The organism is Nocardia sp. CA-120079, from assembly GCF_050955745.1.
In the GTDB taxonomy this organism is placed as follows: domain Bacteria; phylum Actinomycetota; class Actinomycetes; order Mycobacteriales; family Mycobacteriaceae; genus Nocardia.
Genome location: NZ_CP192088.1, coordinates 262,682 through 278,525 on the forward strand (window position 1 = coordinate 262,682; position 15,844 = coordinate 278,525).

At 66.9% G+C, this 15,844-nt stretch carries 13 protein-coding genes; 7 read left to right on the top strand and 6 right to left on the bottom strand.

Features of this window, described 5'->3' with window-relative positions; translation table 11 throughout:
- Positions 1-72: 72 nt before the first annotated feature.
- Positions 73-234, bottom strand: coding sequence for a hypothetical protein (locus ACQPYR_RS01240; protein ID WP_169811244.1), 162 nt, complete (start codon positions 232-234; stop codon positions 73-75).
- 64 nt (positions 235-298) lie between these two features.
- Positions 299-463 carry a winged helix-turn-helix transcriptional regulator gene (locus ACQPYR_RS01245; protein WP_433626589.1) on the bottom strand — a complete coding sequence of 55 codons (165 nt, stop codon included), beginning with the start codon at positions 461-463 and terminating at the stop codon, positions 299-301.
- Here ACQPYR_RS01245 and ACQPYR_RS01250 point away from each other — a divergent pair.
- Entirely contained in the window at positions 398-568 is a 171-nt protein-coding gene (locus ACQPYR_RS01250; protein ID WP_433626592.1) for a zinc-binding dehydrogenase, read from the top strand. The genes ACQPYR_RS01245 and ACQPYR_RS01250 overlap by 66 nt on opposite strands.
- 204 nt (positions 569-772) lie before the next feature.
- Here the strand turns inward: ACQPYR_RS01250 and ACQPYR_RS01255 are convergent, their stop codons facing one another.
- Entirely contained in the window at positions 773-3,643 is a 2,871-nt protein-coding gene (locus tag ACQPYR_RS01255) for a BTAD domain-containing putative transcriptional regulator (protein WP_433626595.1), read from the bottom strand.
- A gap of 99 nt (positions 3,644-3,742) precedes the next feature.
- Between ACQPYR_RS01255 and ACQPYR_RS01260 the strand changes: the two genes are divergently transcribed.
- The 6 genes from ACQPYR_RS01260 (at position 3,743) to ACQPYR_RS01285 (ending at position 7,974) form a co-directional block, all read left to right on the top strand.
- A complete protein-coding gene (locus ACQPYR_RS01260) occupies positions 3,743-4,309 on the top strand; it encodes a carboxymuconolactone decarboxylase family protein (RefSeq protein ID WP_433626597.1) in 567 nt (188 codons plus the stop codon).
- Entirely contained in the window at positions 4,306-5,091 is a 786-nt protein-coding gene (locus ACQPYR_RS01265; RefSeq protein ID WP_433626600.1) for an SDR family oxidoreductase, read from the top strand. Before ACQPYR_RS01260 ends, ACQPYR_RS01265 begins: the two co-directional genes overlap by 4 nt.
- Positions 5,092-5,127: 36 nt before the next feature.
- A complete protein-coding gene (locus ACQPYR_RS01270) occupies positions 5,128-5,589 on the top strand; it encodes a carboxymuconolactone decarboxylase family protein (RefSeq protein WP_433626603.1) in 462 nt (153 codons plus the stop codon).
- Between the two features lie 13 nt (positions 5,590-5,602).
- Positions 5,603-6,094 (top strand): DoxX family protein, encoded by a 492-nt coding sequence (locus tag ACQPYR_RS01275; protein ID WP_433626606.1) that lies wholly within the window; start codon positions 5,603-5,605, stop codon positions 6,092-6,094.
- 52 nt (positions 6,095-6,146) lie between these two features.
- Positions 6,147-6,785 carry a hemerythrin domain-containing protein gene (locus tag ACQPYR_RS01280; protein ID WP_433626609.1) on the top strand — a complete coding sequence of 213 codons (639 nt, stop codon included), beginning with the start codon at positions 6,147-6,149 and terminating at the stop codon, positions 6,783-6,785.
- Positions 6,786-6,984: 199 nt separating this feature from the next.
- Positions 6,985-7,974: a pyridoxal-phosphate dependent enzyme gene (locus tag ACQPYR_RS01285; RefSeq protein ID WP_433626612.1), complete on the top strand. Its 990-nt coding sequence runs from the start codon at positions 6,985-6,987 to the stop codon at positions 7,972-7,974.
- 33 nt (positions 7,975-8,007) lie between these two features.
- Here ACQPYR_RS01285 and ACQPYR_RS01290 read toward each other — a convergent pair whose 3' ends face one another.
- The 3 genes from ACQPYR_RS01290 to ACQPYR_RS01300 form a co-directional block, all read right to left on the bottom strand.
- Positions 8,008-11,451, bottom strand: a complete 3,444-nt coding sequence (locus ACQPYR_RS01290) for an arabinosyltransferase domain-containing protein (RefSeq protein ID WP_433626614.1) — start codon at positions 11,449-11,451, stop codon at positions 8,008-8,010.
- Positions 11,452-11,510: 59 nt separating this feature from the next.
- Positions 11,511-13,352 carry a glycosyl transferase gene (locus ACQPYR_RS01295; RefSeq protein WP_433626617.1) on the bottom strand — a complete coding sequence of 614 codons (1,842 nt, stop codon included), beginning with the start codon at positions 13,350-13,352 and terminating at the stop codon, positions 11,511-11,513.
- A 228-nt stretch (positions 13,353-13,580) separates the two neighbouring features.
- Positions 13,581-15,590, bottom strand: a complete 2,010-nt coding sequence (locus ACQPYR_RS01300) for a galactan 5-O-arabinofuranosyltransferase (protein ID WP_433635432.1) — start codon at positions 15,588-15,590, stop codon at positions 13,581-13,583.
- Between the last annotated feature and the right edge of the window lie 254 nt (positions 15,591-15,844).

Below are 15,844 nucleotides of genomic sequence, written 5' to 3' on the forward strand. Positions count from 1 at the left end.
CGAAAGGCCGCCGCACTGGCGATTCGCGCCATTGCGACGGCCGGGTGGTCGGTTGGTAGCTGAACGGCGGGCTCAGACTTTTGCCATACGCAGGCCGAGTTCGCGACGGAGTAGTTCTTGCGGGGTTTGGCGGGATAACACGCGCAGCACCGCCGGTCGAAGCTCCCGTAGTTCATCTTCGGTGAGCAGTCCGACGAGGTCGCGCAGATCCATATCATCGAAGGCCGCGGTCATGAATAAAAGGTTAAGGCCAGCTTCACGTGTGGGAAGGCTTTCGCGGCCAACATTTACGACATGGTCACGCTGGTTCACCGTCGTAACGTGCGCGGGCCGCGAGCACTTCGTCCATGCGCTGCTCGGCCCACGTTTTTATGGCGCGCATCACAGGCCGCAGGCTGTGGCCGAGCGCGGTGAGTTCGTAGTCGACGCGGACCGGCACCTCGCATTGGTCGACCACGGCCACCTCACCCTCCGGGTAGCCGAAACCTATCCCTTGGACGCGGTAGCCGCCGCCCACCAGCGCCTCGCGGCAGGCGGGCTCCGCGGTCGCCTCGTTCTCATCCCCTGACCCCTCGAAAGTACGACATCAAGCCGGAGCGCAGCGTGCGCGTCGCGGCCGACCCGTCAACGCGGACGATCGAGCCCGGTGCGCCGCACTCGATCGTGTGCGGTCGTTCTCATGTGGTTGGGATTGTGACTCGTGGTCGCCATAGCGTCGGGGCGGGGCGCGGCAATGACACCCGGCCGACGCCGGCCGTCGTGGCGATCGGGGCTAATCGGAGTCTGCGAGTAAATCCAGGAAGGTGCGCATCTCGTCGGCCTCCGGGACGTCGAGATCCGCATACAGGCTCATCGCGACAGCGGCGTATTCGCGCGCTCGACCGACGTCGCCGAGATCTCGGTACGCGCGCGCCAGCCCGTCGTTGGCGCGCGCTCGCTCGGGTAGGTTCAATGCCTCGTCGGCCAACGCCAGTGCGGTGCTGTGCTTTTCGGCGGCTGAGCCAGGATCGCCTGCGGTGCAGGCGGTCTCGCCGAGGCCGTTGAGTGCGGACGCCTCGTCGCCACGACTGCCCAGCATCCGATACAGGTCACGGGCCCGGGAGTGGTTGGCTCTGGCCTCGTCCAGCAGGTCGTTGCGGCGGCACAGCGATCCCAGATAGTTCAGCACCAACGCTTCGCCGCGCTGATTGCCCATCTCGCAGTGCAGTGCCAGCGCGCGGTCGAGATGTTCGCGGGCGTCGCGGTACTGGTTGTTGTCGGCGCCGAGCAGCATGCCGAGGTTGCCGAGCACGTGCGCCTCGCCGACCCGGTTGCCCAGTCGGTTGGCGAGCTCGAGCGCGTCGCGCAGGTATCGCCTGGCCTCGTCGTAGTCCCGTTTACGCCACGCCACATTGCCGAGCGTGTTCAGCGCTCTGGCCTCTTGATAGCGATCCCCGGACGTGCGGGCAATCCGCAGTGCCGCTTGCGAATGCGTGGTCGCCGCCTCGTAATCGCCTTGGCGCCAGCAGGCCCAGCCCAGGTCGGTCAGCGCTCTGGCCTCGCCGATCGAGTCGGCCAGCTGTCTGCTCGCCAGCAGTGCCACCTGGTGCAAGCGTGCGGCGTCGGAGTGGCGGGAGTTGCCGTCGAGATAGGGACGCAGGGTTTCGGCCGTGTCTCTGGCGTGCGCGGGCGTACCGTGGCTGGACGCGTAAGCCGCAGTGGTGACGAGGTTTTCGCGTTCGGCATCGAGCCACTCGGCCGCGTCCTCGGCGTTATCCAGTGGCGTCACCCGGGCCGCGGAGGGCGGCAGTGGTTGGCGGTGATCGGCGCTGTAGGGGAACAGCAGATCCACCGCTGACCGCGCGGTGTGCAGGTAGTGGTCGAAAAGTCGTGACAGCGCGGTGGTTCGGGCATCGTCGGATTCGTCCATCGACACCATGGCGCGGGCGTGCTGGCGCAGCAGGTCGTGAAAGGTGTAGCGGCCGGGCTCGTATTGAGCTATCACGTGAACGTCGAGGAGGTCTTCCAACAGCATTTCGGCGTCGTCCACCGGGATATCGGCCAGCGCCGCCGCGGCACCGGGATCGATGTCCCGCCCGGGGTGCAGGCCGAGCAGCCGGAACATCCGTTGCCCGTCCGCGCGAAGCTGCCGATAGGAGAGGTTGAACGCGGCAACGACACCCCGTTCTGCCGTGGACAATTCGGCCAGCCTGCGCCGCTCCCCACGCAACCGCCCCGCCAGATAGCCGACGGTCCACTGCGGGCGATGCAGTAGTCGAGCGGCGGCGATCCGCACCGCCAATGGCAGGAACCCGCACAGGTGCAGCACGTCCAACACCGCGAGCGGTTCGGCGGTGGCGCGTTCGCCGACGATCCGGTCGAAGAGGTCGACAGCATCGCGTGCGGGCAGTGGATCGACCGACAATGCCCGAGCCCCATCCAGGTCGACCAGCCGACGCCTGCTGGTTATCAGGATGAGACTGTCTGTTCCGCCGGGCAGCAGCGGCCGGACTTGATCGGCATCCACGGCGTTGTCCAGCACCGCGACCACTCGCCGCCCGGCCAGTTCCGACCGCCACAGCGCGCCGCGATCGGCGGTCGTCTGCGGAATGCGTTCGGCGGGAATTCCGATCTGGCGCAACAGGATTTCCAGCGCCGCGTCCGTCGCGACCGGTTGCCGGTCGATCGTGTGCGCTTGCAAGTCGATGAACAGCTGACCGTCGGGGAATCGGTCGGCTACGCGGTGCGCGGTGTGTACGGCAAGCGCGGTCTTCCCGATGCCCGCCATGCCGTCGATCGTTGAAATGGTCGCCGCGGTGCCGGTGCACGGTGCGAGGAGATGTTCGAGTTCGGCGCCTCGGCCCGCGAAATCCGGTATGTCGTATGGCAAGAAGTTCGCACAACGTGGCGCTGGTTCGGTGCGTGCGGCCAGTGCCGTAACGCGTGTGACCGGTTCGCCGTCGTCACGCAATACTGCCTGCTCCAGCGCGACAAACGCGCGTCCCGGATCCAGACCCTGCGCCTGCGCGAGTGCTGTCCGGAACGATCGTGCGGCGGCGAGCGCATCGACCTGTCGTCCCGCTCGATGCAGTGCGAGTATCAGTTGACCGGCCAGCTTCTCCCGCAGGGGGTTTGCGGTCACCATCGCTGCCAACTCGTCGAGCACCGCCTCGTGCCTGCCCAGCCCGAGTTCCACCTCGGTCAATTGCTCGAATGCCGCCAACTGCTTGTCCTGCAGGCGGCGCCGCGCGGGCTCGACGTAGTCGGCGTTCAGATCGGCGAGCGCCTCGCCGTGCCACAGCGCCAGCGCCGCACGCAGTTCCGCCACTGCGGCCTCGGGGTCGGCGGCGGTCAGCGATCGGCCGGCACCCACCCGGCTGGTGAATTCCTCGAGATCGAATTGCCCCGGCTCCGGTAGCGCAACGTATCCGGCGGATCTGGTCTGCAGGACCTGCGCCGCGTCCGCTTCGCGCAATACCTTGCGGATCGCCGTCACCGCGGCGTGGATCTGTGAGCGCGCGGTGTCCGGGGGATCCGTGCCCCACATGGCCTCGATGATTCGGTCTGCGCTGCACACTCTTCCGACATTGACCAGGAGATAGGCGAACACTGCCCGATGTCTCGGCGCTGCGGCCGACTCGCGACCGTCGACCACGATTTTCATTGGTCCGAGGACCGTAAAACGCACACCCATCTCGGCTCCATACAACACCCATCGTGCAGGCATCGCAAAAGTATCAACGGGCCGTAACACGCTGTTCCCATGCCGCAAATGCCCCCGATAGACCCGGAGAACGCGGGTGACGCTGCCGGACACCTGTTCACTGTCAGCCAGCGGCTGTTCGGCGTCACACCGAATAACGTCAAGGTGATGGCGCAAAGCCCTGCCGTCCTGCGGGGGTATGTGGCCCTGATCGAAGCGCTGGGAGGCAGCGAGATGCCGGCGTTCGCACGTTTCGCTGTCGGGCTGCTGGTCGCCCAGGAGCACGGGTGTGACTACTGCCTTTCGGCGCACAGCTTCCTCGGCAGCCGCCTCGCGGGGATGACCGAGGACGAGCTCAGCGACGCCCGATTCGGCGCGGCCGACGATCCGAAGTACGCGGCGATCCTGGCCTTCGCGGCGGCACTGATCCGGCGCCGCGGCGCCATCACCGACGACGAACTCTCCACAGCCCAGGCGGAACTGACGTCTACCGAACTCGTCGACGTCATCGCTCACGTGGCGCTGGCGATCTTCGACAACTACCTCGTCCTGGCCGGACGAGTGGATATCGATTGGCCGCTGGTCCGGCACACGGACCACGCCCACGACACGAAGGATGCGGAATGACTATGCAAGACAGCACGATCGCGGTGGCGGGCGCCACCGGACGGCTCGGCCGCCACATCGTCGATGTGCTCACCGAAGCCGGGCACAAGGTCGTGGCGATGTCGCGGTCGACCGGAGTGGATGTGGTCACCGGTGCCGGACTCGCCGAAGCGTTGCACGGCGTAACCGCGGTGATCGACGCGTCGAGCACGCCGTCCTTCGAACAGCAGGCAGCCACCGACTTCTTCACCGCCTCGGCCCGCAACCTGCACGCGGCCGCGCAGTCGGCCGGAGTGCGGCGGATCGTGGCCGTGTCCATCATCGGCATCGACGGCTCCACCGCTGGATACAACGCCGCGAAGCTGGTGCACGAGCAGGCACTGCTGGCGGGCCCGGTGCCGACGCGAATTCTGCGGGCCGCGCAGTTCCACGAGCTCGTCGAACAGATGATGCAGTGGGGCGCACAAGGTTCGGTGATCTACATCCCGAAGATGCGTACCCAACTGGTCTCCGCACGCGCGGTCGCCGAACAGCTGGCCGAATTCGCGACCGGTGCGTGGTCGGCGCACCAAGTAGGCCCCTTCCCGGAGATTGCCGGACCGCGCGCCGAATACCTGGCCGAGATGGCCCGGCTGGTGAACGCGCGACGCGGGGACGACAGGTCGATCGAGGAGGTCAGCGATCCGGCCAACCCCGACCGCGACCTGTACGAGAGCGGCGCTCTGCTCCCCGGGCCGGATGCCGTCCTGTCCGGTCCGAGCTTCGCCGACTGGCTCGACCAGCGGGCCCACATCCACCACTGATTTCGAATTATCGACTCCCCGAGAGGAACACCTGACATGAACGCTCGCATGAAGAACCCCGCCATGGTCCTGCCGGACGCGATGAAGGGAATCAACACCCTCTACAAGGCCACTTATCAGGGCGGAGTTTCCGCCGAACTACTGGAATTGGTCGCACTGCGGGTCAGCCAGATCAACGGGTGCAGCGCCTGTGTGCACTCACACCTGGCGGGTGGTCGTAAGGCGGGGGTCGGTGACGAGAAGCTGTTCGCCGTCGCCGCGTGGCGCGAATCCGCCGAGTTCAGTGCGGCCGAGCGCGCGGCGCTGCTGCTGGCAGAGGTCGCCACCCGGATCGCCGACAAGTCCGAGGATGCCGTGCCGGACGCGGTGTGGGACGAGATCGCCGATCACTACGACGAAAACCAGCTCTCCGCAGTCATTCTCATGATTGCGCTGACCAACTTCTTCAACCGACTCAACACCAGCATCAAGGAGCCCGCGGGCGCCAGCTGGGCCTGAGCGGAATATTGCGATGACTGCACAGAACTCGAGATCAGCTGCACTTTCCCGGATCCAGACCGCCGCGTACTGGGTGACGACGCTGCCGGTTGCCGCCGAGATGGTCAAAGGCGGCATGTGGGATCTGACCCGGGAGCCGTTCGCGGTCGAAACTTTTGATCAGTTGGGCTACCCCAGGTATTTCTTGACGATTCAAGGCATCTGCAAACTGCCCATGGCCGCAGTGCTGCTGGCGCCGGGAATGCCCCGGCTCAAGGAGTGGGCCTACGCCGGATCCCTCGCCGTCTATCTCGGCGGCGCGGCCTCGCACCTGGCGAACGGCAATCCACGCAAATTCGCCATGCCCGCAACGGTTCTCGCCGGGTTCGCGGCTGCTTCGTGGGCGCTGCGGCCAACGGCGCGCCGCGATCCGAGTCCCGACCCGATCACGGCGACCCTGCGAATCGGGCGGGGCATCGTGCACGCCCTGCTCTCCGCACCGCCGCCGGAAGCGGCGCGTCCGTGAGCGCCGACCTCGTCGGCGCAACCGTTCCATACCGTTCCATCAGGAGAAACCCGTGACCCTCGACATGACGACGATGTACGCCATGCATCACGCGCTGCGGCGCGAACTCGAAGACATCGCCAAAATCGCCGATCGGATCGACGACGATCCGCGCAAGATTCTCGCCACCGCTGCCGGTTGGCGAATGTTCACCAAATCCCTGCTGGTGCACCACACCGCCGAGGATGACGCGCTGTGGCCGGTGATGCGGCAGACGCTCGCCGAGCGACCCGACGAGTTGGCACTACTGGACGCGATGGAGGCCGAGCACGCCGTCATCGATCCGCTGCTCGAGCAGATCGACGCTACCTTTGCCGCTCCCGACAGTGGCCCGGAACGCATCGGCGGTCTGCTCGATGCCTTGGCGACCGGGTTGACGCGGCACCTGAAGCATGAGGAGGGCGAGGCATTGCCGCTGATTCAGGCGGTCGTGACACCGGAGCAGTGGCAGGCGTTCGGTCAGTTGCACGCCAGTCGCATCGGTCCCGCTGCTCCGCAACTGATTCCGTGGCTGCTCGACGGTGCCGACGAGCAGACGGTCCAGGTGCTGCTCGCACCGATGCCGGAGCCGGTGCGTGCCGCGTACCGCGATCAGTGGCAGCCCGCGTATGCCGCGCTCGATCGGTGGAGTGCGGGCACGGCGACTTCATGAAGGCCGCAAGCCGCCCTCGAACCCGGGTATTCGGTCCGAGGGCGGCTGTGCGTCGGCGGTCCGGGACTCACAGTGCCGACTCGCCAAGCTGCGATTAAAGTACCGGACGGTATTGAGATGAGGGCATGTGCGATACGCCGGGTCTTGCCGGACTGGGCGGCGTCGACGGAAACCTGTGATCGATGAGGAGAACCGTCGGATGTGCACTCCTACCTATGGCGAGGTCGAGGCGGCCGCCGAACGTATCGCCGGTGTGGTCCGCCCCTTGACTATTGCGCCGATGGGCAGGCAATTCGATGACGAGCAGGCGGCCGGTTCCCTCCGGCCGTCGACCCGTACGGGCGGCGCCGAAATCTTCCTGGGACTCGAATTCCTGCAGCACACAGGATCTTTCAAGGCCCGCGGCGCGGCCAACCTGATGGCGGGGCTGATCGAAACCGGGGCCATGCCGGATGCCGGCATCGTATCCGCTACCGGTGCCAACGCCGATATCGGATTCGCCTGGGCGGCAAGAGTGTTCGACGTGCGGGCGACGGTATTCCTGGCCGGTTCGACGCCGCGGGCGAAGGTGGCGCGGCTGCGAGCGTTGGGCGCTGAGATTCGGTTGTCAGGCGAAACGCAGGACCACGCAAGGGAATCCGCCCACGAGTTCATGGCGAGCACCGGTGCGATCGACGCCTACACCCACGACGACAACCTGACCTCGGCCGGTGCGGGCACCATCCTGCTCGAATTCGTCGACGCGGTAGCCGGCTTGGACACAATCGTCCTCGCGGTCGGTGCGGGGGGTATGTTCTCCGGAATCGCGGCGGTCGCCGACCATTTCGGCATTCGAGTGGTCGGCACCGAACCCGATGGCAGCCGGGCACTCAATGCGGCATTGGCTGCCGGCACGGTGCTCGACGTGGATGTGGATTCCATCGCGGCCGATTCTCTCGGCGCACCAAGGGTTTCCGCTGCCGCGCTGGCCTGGGCCAAGGCCACAGACGTGCGCTCGGTCGTCGTCGACGACGAAGCGATCGTACGGGCGCGGCGGCAGCTGTGGGAGCGGCATCGACTCGTCGTCGAACACGGCTCGGCGACCGGCCTGGCGGCGCTGGCTACCCGGGCATACCAGCCACGCGACAGTGAACGAATCGGTGTCGTACTGTGTGGAGCCAATACCGATCCCAGCGACCTCGTCCCTTGAGCGTTCCGTCGCGGGCTGGAAGCGCTGAATGGGCTAGCGCGCTCGGATCGGGTCGGCTTTCTTCCAGCCGTTGACCGATTGCACGGTGGTGGCGATGGTCGCGGGGGTGGCGGTGGGGTCGTAGGGGGTGAATTGTTCCAAGGAGCCCCAGTCTCGGGTCCAGTTGTGGGTGAGATAGGTGGGGATGGTTTGGGACTTCAGGAGTAGACCGGTCCAGCCGAGGGGGCCGCCGCCGATATCGTCCTGCCAGGCGTTGGAGGCGTCGGAGCCGACGCGGTCGGGCAGGATGCGCCAATTGGGGACCTCGGCGACGCCGTCGTGGTGGTCGAACGGGCGCTGGCAGGGGAAGGCCAGGCCGACGTGCCAGTCCAGCAGGACCGGAGCGGTTTCGCCGACAACGGAATTCAGCGTGGCCAGATGCGGCAGCCGGGGCGGGGTGACGGCCAGCCATTGCTTCTGGGTGATGTCGTTGTCGACCGCGACCAACCGGACCGCGTTCACTCCGGTGGGCAACTTGTCCAGTGGCACCCGGAGATTGCGCCAGGACGGTGCGGGCCCGATGTCGAGCGGATCGGCCGAACCGAGCGTTTGCACCTCGCCGTCCGCTCCGCGCACGCCGTACTCCAAGTGCAGCTCCTGTCCGTAGGTGAGCACACCGTCGGCATCGACCGAGCGGATCCGGCCCGCCGCGGTAATGGCGAGCACCTGGTAGGCCGGGTCATCGCGCATGCTGTCGGTCAGATCGAGCCGGTACCACTGCGAGGTGAGTTCGGCCTGCTGCTGATCGGCCCCGTCCTGGTAGCTACCCATGATCGGGGTCCGCGCCGGATCCAGGCCGAACGGCAATGCCACTGTGCTGCCGTTGATTCCGGCCTGCTGGGTGGTGCCGCCGCCGGTGCCCGCACCGGTCGTTTTGGTGGTCTTGTTCTTCGAATCCTTGTTCACCGAATTCGCACCGCCGGTGACTGTTTCCTCGGCATCGGCGGTGAGGTCGGCGGCCACCCCGTTGGACGTGAAGCCCTTCGATTCGGCGGACAATCCGTCGGCGGGGGAGCCGGTGTAGGGGAGCAGCAGCGAATTCGCGGTATCGGTCTCCACCAGCACCTCGTTGGCGAGGGCACAGGTATTGCCACTCAGCGATTCGAGATTCGACTTGGCGATCGAGTACGCCGGGTACTGCGTGACCGCCGCCTTGGCCAGCGACGCCACCTCGAACAGCACGAGCAGCGCCGCCGCGATCGTCAACGGCGCGGAGGCGTAACGCTCGAAACAGCGTGGCGCATCGGTCTTCTCGCGGTACGGCTCGCGATAGTGCAGCCACACCGCGACGATCAGCGCCACCCCGCTGAGCCCGAGGAACAGTGTGGACAGGCCCTTACCCGCGACCAGCGGCGCCTTGTCCCACCACGGCACACCGTAACTGGATACGTACCACCAGCCATTGGATCCGGTGAAGGTGATCGCCAGCAGGAACAGCACGGCCGCCGCGAACAGCGCCCGGTTGCGTGGCGAGCGAATCCCATTGGTGCCCACCGCGACCGCCGCCAGCGCCGCAAGCGACCCGGCCAGCCCGGCGTAAACGCCGAAGTGGTGGGTCCATTTGGTCGGCGTGAACATCATCAGCAGCAGCGAGGCGAAGACGATGCCGAGAATCCGCACCGACGGCCCGCGCGACGTTCCCGGAATCCGTCCCTTGCGCAGCACCTGCAGCACACAGACCAGCAGGCACAGCAGCATGATCAGCACACCGAAGCGCCGCGCCAGCGATCCGTCCGGCGAGAGCATCAGCAGCGAATCCCACCGCGTCCGCTCGTCGAACCAGGCCACATTCGGTCCGACGAGGGTGCGCACCCGGGTCGCTTCCATCACGGTCGCCAATGTCTGATCGGCGAAAACGACCACCAGCACGAGCGTTCCGGCGGCCAGGCCCGGTGCCAGCAACGCGGCATATCGGAAGAAGGTGGCCAGGCGTGAGGTGCTCCGATCCGTACGCACGTCGACGCGAGCCTGTCGTCCTGACTGTTCGGCATTCGGATTTCCCTGGTCCCCACCAGGGTTCGCGGCATAGGCGGGTTCTCTTCCGACAGTGTCGGGTTCGTCGGCCGATCCTGCGGCAGCCGCCGCAGGTCCCTGCTTCGCGCTGGGCGCGGAATCCGGCAATGTGCCGGCCGCATCGCGCGCCCGCCGAATAATGATCTGCAGCACCGGCCGCGACCCCGCGATCAGCGCCGCCACACAGATCAGCCCTGTCGGACCGGCCGCCAGCGAGAACGCGGCGATCAGCACACCCACCGCGGCGGGCAGCAGCCGTCCCGTCGCAATGGCCCGCTCGATCGAGCACCAGGTCAACAGCGCACCCGCGGCGATTAGCGGTTCGGGCCGCAGACCGTTGTCATAGGGCAGCCAGAACGCGAGAAAGACCAGACCGGCGGTCCACAGCGCCACCTTGTGCCTGCGCACTCGAGCGCCCAAGCGCGGCAGCACCTCTCGGCTGATCACCATCCAGCACACGATGCCGGCGGCCAGCGTCGGCAGCCGCATCCACGGGCTGGCATCGGAGACCTTGGTTATCCAGGCCAGCACCTCGTAGGACCAGCCGAACGGGGCCTCGGGCACCGCGAACCAACGGTAGTAGTTGGCCATGTATCCCGAATGCTCCGAGACGCGGGCCATATTCAGGATGTAGCCGTCGTCGGAGGTATTCGCGCCGATGAAATGCCACAGCACCAGGAGCCCGAGCACCGCCACATCGGCTACGGTGAACCGCCACCAGTGCGCGGGCAGGAACCGGCGCGCGCGCCGGCCATCGGCATTGTCGAGCAGGTGCAATGCGATCAGCGCGACGATCGTGCAGATCGCCGCCGCGATCATGGCACCGAGCTTCAGCGCGGACGGGGTCGAGGAGAAGCGGGAATCGATATCGGCGTGCAGCTTCGCGCCATCGAGCTTCGCGGCATCCAGATCGGTGAAGACGCCGACCACCTGCGGGCGGATATCGCGGGTGATGGTGTTGCGGAAGGGCGTACCGTCCTGACGCTTCGCACCGACGAATTCGACCGAGGTCGCGGCCGCCGTGGTGGTGATGGTGACGGACTCGCACCCGGCGATCTCCGCGACCGGTGCGGACAGCAGCGGCACATCACGCTGCAGCACCGCGAGCGTGCCGTCGGTGACCGAGACGATCAGTCCCTTGGCACTGGCCTGACCCGAGGCGTGCGGAATGGTCGACAGCACCGTGCCCGACCCGGCCGCGGTCACCACCGAACACGGCAGCGTCGCATCCAACCGCAGCGGCACATACGAAACCAGCGGCGCCTCGACACTGGTACGGCCCGCCTGGGGCCAGTCGAGCGCGGCCTGATCCTGTTTCACCGGAAGCAACGGCGTCAACAGTGCCAGCACGAATCCGAGCAACCCGGAGACGAGGGCGATCAGGCGGTTTCGGGTGAACGCTGCAGAAGTTCGGTCCGGTCGCACGAGGCACCATGCTAGCCACCCGCATCGGTGACGCTCGCCACCGAGATCATCGCCGCTGCCTATCGCAGCGGCCGGACGTCCCAGAGCCACACGTCGTCGACCTGTCGCGGCGCGACGCCGAGCAGTTGCGTCACGGTCGTGCGCAGCACTTCGGAGTTCTTGGTTGCGGGCAGGACCATCACGTCGGCCTCCCAGAAGCGCAGGTCGTCGAGTGCCTGTGCGCGGGTGTCGTCGTCGATGGGCGGTACCACCCCGGTGTCGAGGGCGCCGACGAGCAGGGCGGTGGTCGGACGGAAGTCGGGTCCGTAGATGCCTTTCTTGTTCGCGCCGGTCGGGCCGACAAAATAGCCGCCGGCGAGCGGGAAGTCGAAGTCGGCGTCGGCTTGCCAGCGCAATGCCTGCGCATCGGGGGGACGCGGCGGCGGCACCATGACAACCGAGCCGCCACTCACGTACTTCTGCACTGTCCCGTCGGCGAAGAACTCCGGAGTCGGTGCGCGCTCGATCACCGGAAGGACGGTTGGGATAAGCGGAGCCAAGGCCAGGCCGAGCGCTGGGAACCAGGCCAGCGGCCGCCAATCGACCGGCGACTGCTTCCACCAGGTGAGCGCCTGCTGGGTTGCCAACGCCAGCACCGCACCGATGGCCGGAATCGCGGCCATGGTCAGCCGAGTCTCCAGCACGGTGTTGAGCAGCGGGACCAATTCGGCCCAGCGCCAAGGCAATTCGATCCCGGTCGACACCTTGCCGAACATGGCCGTCGCACCGAGTGAGAGCACCCCGAAGGCAACCATCACCGCGGTCGCCGCCCGGACCACCCGGTCGCGCCACAGCAGCGCCACCGTGACCAGCAGCAACAGCAGCAGTGGCCAGCCGAAATAGGCGTTCTGCTCGGTGTCGTTCATGGAAACGTACTGGCCGGGCGCGAACATCCCGCCGAGCGATTCGGCGGGGAACTGCACGATGGCCTTCAGATCGTTGCCCATCGGCCCGTGGTCGATCGAGCGATAACTCTGCGGCCCGAAGAACTGCCACCACAGCGGAATTTCGGTGAGCATCAAGGTGATCCCCGCAGCCAATGCGATGGTCGGGGCGAGCGCCCGCGCTACCTGCCAGCCGGTGCGCGGTGTGTGCAGGTAGTACACGAGGCCGAAGAGTCCGAAGGCGAGTGCGAAGATCAGCAGCGGTTCCTCGCCGAGTGCGATCTGCAGCGCCACCAGGAAGCCGAGCGCGACGGCATCGCGAACTCGCCTGCGTGGCTTGGCCGTCTCCGCACCTGATACGCGTCGTGCGAAGCGGATCAACAGCAGTGCGATGACCGGAAGCAGCGCCAGCAGTACGAAATTCGGGTGCGCATTGGCATGGGAGATCATCGCGGGCGCGAAACCGCAGAACAGTCCGCCGATCGCGGCGGCCGGCCGGGACTCCACCAATTCCCGGGAGAACAGCCAGTACCAGGCGAAGGCGGTGGAGGCGAGGCCGAGCGTGAGGACGAGCACGAAGGTGACGGTCGGTCCGAACAGCAGCGTGACCGGCGTCAACGGCACCCCGACCCCGAACATGGCCGTATTGGCCATCATGTTCACCCCGGCCGGGAAGTTCTGCAGATCGGTGCCGAGCGGGTTCTCCAGATGCGCCACCGAATGTGCGGTGACCGCGAAGAACCACTCCCACATGGTCTGGTCCTGACCGCTTTTGATCAGGTACCCGCTATGTGTGTTGCGCCACTGTCCGGACAGCACCGTGACGGCCAATGCGAGATAGCTCACCGAGGCGACCAGATCACTGCGATCGACCCGGATCCGTCTCCGCTTCAGGGTGCGCTGCTCGGGTCTGGCCCCGCCAGCCGGTGTCGATCCGTTGGTGACGACGCCTATTGCTGGTGGTGCTTCGACCCGCAAAACAAACTTCTCCCGTAAGTGGTCAGATCAGCGATCCACCGTAACCGAATACCCTGTGAACCGCCTCCCCGGCGCCTTCGGGCCGGACTCGAGTGCCGCGACGCGACCGTTGGCGGCCGCCGGTCAGTGGCCGGCTGGGTCAGCAGTTCCCCACGAGTTACCCAAGTCCTCGCGAAATCATGCGTCGAGCGAGCGCACCGGCTGCGCTGATCAGTCGGGCGGGCGACGTCAGCGATTGACGACGACCAAGGTGAAGGGGCCGATATTGGTCGTGGTGAAGTGCGGGTCCGCGAAGAGCTCTTTGGGGAAGCTCACGGTGTAGCGCTTCACATTGGGGTCGTTGGGGTAGACGTCCTTGGCCAGGCGCAGGGTGTAGGTGTCGCCGCTGCTGCGGAAGAGGAACGCGTCCGGTGCGCGCCACGGGGTCTTGCCGAGTGCGTCGACCAGGGCGGCGGAGGAGTTCAGCTTGCTCCACGACTCGATGGTGGCGGCGCGGCCCGCGAAATCGGCAAGCGGGTTCGCATAGTGCGAGGTCAGTGCCTGGAAGCCGTAGTACGGGTAGAACGAAAGGAAGCTGGTGTCGGCGGTGAGGACCACCGATTCCGAGCGCGGACGGCCGGTCTGCGCGATCAGTGCCGCATCGATTTCGCGGTAGTACGACGCCGCACCCGGTGCCCGCTTATCGGCGCGTTCGCCGTGGCCGTCGGTATCTGTGTATGCGGTGGTGATCTCGGACTTGAGTACCTGCGGGATGTCCTGGGTGAACGCGAGCGCACCGACGATGGCAACCACGACGACGGCGAACTGGAGCCGCCGCGGCTCATCGAGTGCCTGATATGCCGCCCGCGCGCCTTCGACGAACCCGAATGCACCGGCCGCTGCCAGCAGCACTTCGAGCACGGGGGTCAAGCGGAACGAGAGCAAAGTTGTACCCGCCGCGGTCGCCGTCATCGACAGCAGACACCACAGATAGATGGCCACCACGCCGATCCCGAGCGCCTGCGCCCGCCGCGACGACGCCGCCCGCAATACCAACCACGCCGTCCCGAGCAGGAAGAACGCCCCGGAAAGCGAGAACTCCGCCATCGGCAACGGCAATTGCGACCCGCCCTCGGGCAGGTAGTGGAACGCCGTCCCCGAACTCGGCATCGTGCCACCCAGCATCTTCAACACGAACGGCAGCCAGACGACCAGCGCCACCACACCCGCGATGGCCGCGATGACAACCAGCCGAACCAGTGGCGGCACCGCGGCCCGCCACACCGAACCCGACCCGCCCTCGCCGGTACCGAGCCCCGCTCGGTTCGCGGCCCGCTGTGCCCGCACCGCAAGCCCCGCCGATACGAGTCCCATCAGCCCGACCGCAAAGGCCGCCACCGCGAAATACAGCGTGTAGAACGACGCCGCCATCCCGAGGAACAGCCCTGCGCCGATCACCGCGCCCCAGCCCCCGGCCGTTCCGATACCGCCCGCCGCCGCGGCGCTGCCCGCCACGCGCCCGCCCGATGCGACTCCGTCCTCAGATGCAGCCGCGCCCGACAACTCGCGCGGCCGATACAACGCGCCCCACGCAAGAATCAACGCGGGCGGCAGCAGCAGCACGATGACCGCGCTGTAAGCCTCCGGCGAGGCATAGGCGATTGTCACCGCGGTCGTCGCCGCACTGACTCCGATCGCCCAGTCGGCGCGAATCAGCTTGGACCACAATACGAGTGCGATCACCGCGACCACCGCGAGCGAACCGATGGCGTACGGCTTGAACGCCTCCCAGCCGTCCATTCCGAGTACATTCGCCACTCGACCGCCGATCCAGAACCAGCCGGCCGGATAGAACGGCGGCAGGTCGGCGTAGGTCATATCGTGCAGTGCCGCGCTGTCGGTCAGCCGCGTCAGATATTCGGTGCGGAATTCCTGGTCCACCGAGACGCCGAACAGGTACAGCCTGGTCGCCGCCAGCGGCATCCCCAATGTCACCGTGACGAACGTCGAAATCCCGACCCAGGACAGCGCTTTCGCCACCCACGGCCACCGCCGCGCCCGCACCAGCCAGATCGCCGCCCCCAGCAGCACAGCCGCGCCGACCTGTCCGACCGTGGTCAACGACCTGGTCACATTGGACGAGTTGAATGCCGGCCACTGCACCATCGAAAACGCCACCAGCCCAATGGCGGCAACGATCGCGGCCACTACGGCAGCCAGCAGCGCCTCGCCGACCCCGGAGCCGATGTGCCGGATCAGCAGCGCCCCACGGCCGCGCTCCGGTGCGGAGTGCTCGGCGCGTTCTGCCGTGATTGTGCTCAACGGAGTGCTCCTTCGACGATGCGACGGCTCGAGGTCGGCTCCGAACTTGCCACGTCGCCCGGCCGCTCGCACGGGCAGGGTGCCGGATGCCGCATCGACCGGTCCCGGCGAACCGTGCCGATGGCATCCACCGAAATGGCACAGTGGCGCGGGCTGATGCCGGACTCGCTGTCACATCGGCACCGAACTCG

Coding starts and splice junctions, on each gene's coding strand:
- ACQPYR_RS01240 (WP_169811244.1), bottom strand. CDS start 234: ATGACCGCGGCCTTCGATGATATGGATCTGCGCGACCTCGTCGGACTG.
- ACQPYR_RS01255 (WP_433626595.1), bottom strand. CDS start 3,643: ATGAAAATCGTGGTCGACGGTCGCGAGTCGGCCGCAGCGCCGAGACAT.
- ACQPYR_RS01260 (WP_433626597.1), top strand. CDS start 3,743: ATGCCGCAAATGCCCCCGATAGACCCGGAGAACGCGGGTGACGCTGCC.
- ACQPYR_RS01265 (WP_433626600.1), top strand. CDS start 4,306: ATGACTATGCAAGACAGCACGATCGCGGTGGCGGGCGCCACCGGACGG.
- ACQPYR_RS01270 (WP_433626603.1), top strand. CDS start 5,128: ATGAACGCTCGCATGAAGAACCCCGCCATGGTCCTGCCGGACGCGATG.
- ACQPYR_RS01275 (WP_433626606.1), top strand. CDS start 5,603: ATGACTGCACAGAACTCGAGATCAGCTGCACTTTCCCGGATCCAGACC.
- ACQPYR_RS01285 (WP_433626612.1), top strand. CDS start 6,985: ATGTGCACTCCTACCTATGGCGAGGTCGAGGCGGCCGCCGAACGTATC.